The 3804-nt window shown below is 44.3% G+C and carries 6 protein-coding genes; 5 read left to right on the top strand and 1 reads right to left on the bottom strand.

Features of this window, described 5'->3' with window-relative positions; all coding sequences use genetic code 11:
- From B3182_RS02365 to B3182_RS02345, 5 genes are all read left to right on the top strand, one after another.
- Window positions 1-486, top strand: a 486-nt coding sequence (locus B3182_RS02365; RefSeq protein WP_349677925.1) for an FtsX-like permease family protein, incomplete at its 5' end; no start/stop codon positions are given.
- A gap of 125 nt (window positions 487-611) precedes the next feature.
- Window positions 612-1313: a monofunctional biosynthetic peptidoglycan transglycosylase gene (mtgA, locus tag B3182_RS02360; protein ID WP_292357056.1), complete on the top strand. Its 702-nt coding sequence runs from the start codon at window positions 612-614 to the stop codon at window positions 1311-1313.
- Window positions 1314-1464: 151 nt separating this feature from the next.
- Window positions 1465-1638 (top strand): hypothetical protein, encoded by a 174-nt coding sequence (locus B3182_RS02355; protein WP_292357054.1) that lies wholly within the window; start codon window positions 1465-1467, stop codon window positions 1636-1638.
- 161 nt (window positions 1639-1799) lie between these two features.
- Window positions 1800-2030 (top strand): DUF2789 domain-containing protein, encoded by a 231-nt coding sequence (locus B3182_RS02350; protein WP_292357053.1) that lies wholly within the window; start codon window positions 1800-1802, stop codon window positions 2028-2030.
- Window positions 2031-2052: 22 nt separating this feature from the next.
- A complete protein-coding gene (locus B3182_RS02345; RefSeq protein ID WP_292357051.1) occupies window positions 2053-3387 on the top strand; it encodes a class II fumarate hydratase in 1335 nt (444 codons plus the stop codon).
- Window positions 3388-3401: 14 nt separating this feature from the next.
- On the opposite strand, the gene B3182_RS02340 is transcribed toward B3182_RS02345, so the two are convergent.
- On the bottom strand, window positions 3402-3804 hold a 403-nt coding region (locus B3182_RS02340; RefSeq protein WP_292357039.1), incomplete at its 5' end, for a YkvA family protein.

Below are 3804 nucleotides of genomic sequence, written 5' to 3'. Positions count from 1 at the left end.
AAACCGTTATTGAACGATTTTGTGCGGCAGTTTCCCACCATTTCAGTGTTGGAAATTGATCATATTATCGAACGAATTCAGCAAATCATTGCTCAGGTAACACAGGCGGTGGAAGCGATATTATTGATGATTCTGCTGGCCGCAATTGCGGTGATGGTCGCAGTTGTCAGTGCCACGATGTCGGAGCGGCAGCGTGAGGGCGCCTTATTACGTACCCTGGGTGGCCAACAGAAATTACTGGTCAAATCTACAACTATTGAGTTTGCATTGATTGGTTTTCTGGCTGGTATTCTGGGTGTTCTGGCAGCTGAAGTTGCCGTGTGGGCACTACAAAATCGTATGTTTGATGGCGAATTTCGTTGGCATTGGCCAGTTGTGATGAGCCTGCCTTTTATCAGTGCAGTGATTCTTGCCATCCTTGGACGTTGGCAATTAACGCCTGTATTAACCGTTTCGCCCATGTTGTTATTAAGAAGGCTGGAATAACCAGACGGTAAACCAGCAGTGGTCGAGATGAAAGATCAACAAGCCCTAGCTTGCGTGACTAAAATAAACGTTTCATTATGTGCAGATTTGCATCCTGAGGATGCCTGTTTTGCTTAGGAATAACTGTGCATCGAATATATCGTTTCTTCTTAAAGGTATTGCTGCTAACGATATTGGCGTTTGTCCTGTTGAGTCTATTGCTGGTATTACCTTTTCGCTGGGTAAATCCACCAATAACCATGGTGATGGCAGACCGCTGGATAACGTCAACTGAAGACTTTCAACTTCGCAAGACCTGGCTCAGCTGGGACGAGATGCCAAAACATGCGGCTTTAGCTGTTGTGACCTCTGAGGATCAGAAATTTCCGTTACACAGTGGATTTGACCTTAAGGCGATTCAGCAGGCGTTAAAAGAACGAGAGCGTCGGGGAGGCTTGCGTGGTGCAAGCACGATCAGTCAGCAAGTGGCAAAAAACATGTATTTATGGACCGGCCGCAGCTGGTTCAGAAAAGGTCTCGAAGTCTGGTTTACCTTGCTGATTGAGCTCAGCTGGAGCAAACAGCGCATTCTTGAGATTTATCTGAATATTGCGGAGTGGGGGCCGGGAGTGTTTGGCCTGGAAGCGGCCAGCCAATATCACTTTGGTCGCTCTGCGGCTAATCTGACACCGATGCAAGCAGCATTACTGGCTTCCTCATTACCCAGTCCATTGAATTACAACCCGGCCCGACCGGCGCAGCATTTACATAAACGTGCCGAATGGAATTTGCAGCAGCAACGCAGACTTGGAGGTCTTCAATGGTTGGCACCGTTAAACGAAGAATAATATTGATAGATAAATGTGAGCGATCTCACATCCTGACCTCAGAGCATTGATTCTTCACATAAATTAAACATTCCGTCCTTAGAATCGACTTCAGTTGATTGACTTGTAAAAGGCAATCAGCAGATTTTTTAAAACAAAATGGAGTGAGACGATGAGAATGAATTCGATGACACATGACCTTGAAAGCTGGGCAAAACATTATGCAGATCATAATGTGTTTGAGCACAACGGTGAAATAATCGATAGTGAAAGAGCCTTTAGTTCTGCCGGTTTACATGCCGAGGCTAAACCAAGTTACCAAGACTGGCTGGCATCAATATCTTAAGGTCAAAATGTATCAGTATGACGATTCAATCATCCTGATGTATTTGTCCTAATGTAATGGACTTTACTCATAATTTCAGCCCCTGAATGAAGCTTTGAAAAACAGCTTAAGTAAGCGTAGTGTTAAGTTCAGAAATTAACTTAAATTTGAGGTCCATTGCTATGGATATGACACAACACACTATGGAAAACCTTTTTATGCAGCTGGGGTTGGAAAGCAATGAAGCAGCCATCGAGCAATTTATGGCTAGCCATACGCTGCAGGAAGATGAAAAACTGGAAAACGCCAGTTTCTGGTCACCCTCTCAATCAGCTTTTATTAAAGAATGTTTAGCTTCTGATTCTGACTGGGCTGAGGTCGTTGATCAACTTAACGTTCAGTTACGGCAGTAAGCGTTAAATCTGATTGCTTTAGATGTCTGCTGTAGAACTTTGGGGCCAGCAAACCCAGATGGCCATGAAACATTTCGCCATTGGTGGTGAAACCTTTCCTCGTGAGTTTATTCGTGCCTTGGGGTTGGTGAAACACTGTGCCGCTCTGGCGAATATTGATTGTCTGCAATTGGAAAAAAATATCGGTTTGGCAATAGCTGAGTCTAGCCTTGAAGTGATAAATGGCGAACATGATCAGCAATTTCCATTAACCATCTGGCAATCAGGTTCGGGTACACAAACCCACATGAATGCAAATGAGGTGCTTGCCAATCTGGCGACACAGCAATTGAATTCGACGATTCAGGTGCATCCCAATGATCACTGCAACATGGGGCAATCCACCAACGATAGTTTTTCGACAGCAATGCATATTGCTACGGTAGAACAAATTCAACTTCAGCTGTTACCAGCCTTAACAAAGATGCAGCAGGTAATGGCGGAACATTCGAAACAATGGCAATCCATAATAAAAATTGGCAGAACGCATCTGCAGGATGCAACACCGTTAACGTTGGGGCAGCAGTTTTCGGCCTATGCGGCCCAACTACAAACTAATATTGATCGGTTAAAGCAGGCAACTGCTGAACTGTATGCTATTCCTCAAGGAGGCACAGCCGTGGGGTCAGGACTAAATAGTTCTGCCGAATTTGCTGAAAACTTTGCCAGACAGTTAAGCGAATTTACCCGCTTACCTTTTACTGCCAGTGATAACAAACTCTCTTTGCAAGCCGCTCACGATGGTCTGGTCAATGTATCGGGTGTTTTAAACACTCTGGCGGTTAGTCTGAACAAAATTGCGGCTGACATTCGATTACTGGGGTCAGGACCTCGTTGCGGGATAGGCGAACTGCATTTACCTGAGAATGAACCCGGTTCCTCAATCATGCCGGGAAAAGTAAATCCAACCCAATGTGAAAGCATGCTGATGGTATGTGCACAGGTGATGGGAAATCACGTAACGATTACGCTAGCGGGTGCTCAGGGGCAATTAGAACTGAATACCTATAAACCGTTAATGATCTTTTCACTATTACAATCCATCAGATTATTAAAAGATGTCATCAATAGTTTTACAGAATATTGCCTGCGCGGGCTTGAGCCGGATAGGCCACAAATCGAAGCATTTTTAAATAACTCACTGATGCTGGTGACCGTCCTCTCACCGATCATTGGATATGACAACGCCAGTTTGATTGCACAAAAGGCACATTCTCATGGAACCACATTACGAGAAGAGGCTGTTCGCTCTGGTTTGATCACTGCAGAAGCATTCGATGAACTTATCCAGCCGGAAAAAATGTTAGGACCACGATGATGCTGTAAATGTGATTAGTTTGATATCAGATACCAAATACCATAACTGCACATGCCTGCAAATAGTATCCAACAGCCAATGATTACAGCCGCTGCATAACGATTTCTGGGTAATTGAATGGGATGTAACTCAGCTTTAGCCAGACAGTCAGACCAAACTGCCTCCGGTATCAGTTTAATGGCTAAGTAAATTCCTAAAGGCAAAATAATCAAATCGTCCAGATAGCCAATCACCGGAATAAAATCTGGAATAAGATCAATCGGGCTTAACGCATACGCCACTACCGCAACACCCAACCACTTAGCCACCTTTGGAACCGCCGGATCCTTGATTGCCAGATATAAAGCAGAAATTTGAACTTTCATGCCTCTGGCAAACATTTTTAGTTTAGTTATAAGGGCTTGTTTATCTTTCATC

Origin of the sequence: Methylophaga sp. UBA4204, assembly GCF_002379485.1 — a bacterium.
Classification (GTDB): Bacteria; Pseudomonadota; Gammaproteobacteria; order Nitrosococcales; family Methylophagaceae; genus Methylophaga.
The sequence above is the reverse complement of the archived record's forward strand: the minus strand, read 5'-3'. Positions and strand labels throughout refer to the sequence as shown.

What these genes read in the sequence shown, in the direction of transcription:
- B3182_RS02345 (WP_292357051.1), top strand. Translation starts at nt 2,053, where the DNA reads ATGTCTGCTGTAGAACTTTGGGGCCAGCAAACCCAGATGGCCATGAAA.
- B3182_RS02350 (WP_292357053.1), top strand. Translation starts at nt 1,800, where the DNA reads ATGGATATGACACAACACACTATGGAAAACCTTTTTATGCAGCTGGGG.
- B3182_RS02355 (WP_292357054.1), top strand. Translation starts at nt 1,465, where the DNA reads ATGAGAATGAATTCGATGACACATGACCTTGAAAGCTGGGCAAAACAT.